The 368-nt window shown below is 34.2% G+C and carries 1 protein-coding gene; it reads left to right on the top strand.

The window, feature by feature from the left end:
- On the top strand, positions 1 to 303 hold a 303-nt coding region (locus tag AVBRAN12640_RS09950), incomplete at its 5' end, for a flagellin (protein ID WP_336609202.1).
- Positions 304 to 368: the final 65 nt, after the last annotated feature.

Genomic DNA, 368 nt, shown 5'->3' with positions numbered 1-368 from the left:
GCTGCAGGTGTAATGACATTAAAAGGCGCACAAGCAATGATGAATATTGCTGAATCAGCTCAAAAAGCTCTTGAAGCAATCAGAAGTGACCTTGGTTCTGTCCAAAACCAACTTGTTTCAACTGTTAATAATATTTCAGTTACTCAAGTAAATGTTAAATCAGCTGAAAGTAATATTAGAGATGTTGACTTTGCATCTGAGAGTGCTACATTTAGTAAACACCAAATCCTAGCTCAATCAGGTGTATATGCAATGAGCCAAGCTAACGCTGTTCAACAAAACGTAATGAGATTATTACAATAGTAATAATAGGAGTTTTTAAGATAGCGTTTAGCTATCTTAAAAAACGACTAAGGTTATTACAATAG

It is taken from the genome of Campylobacter sp. RM12640, from assembly GCF_020137595.1.
Lineage (GTDB): Bacteria > Campylobacterota > Campylobacteria > Campylobacterales > Campylobacteraceae > Campylobacter_E.
This window is presented reverse-complemented; position numbering and strand designations above follow the sequence as displayed.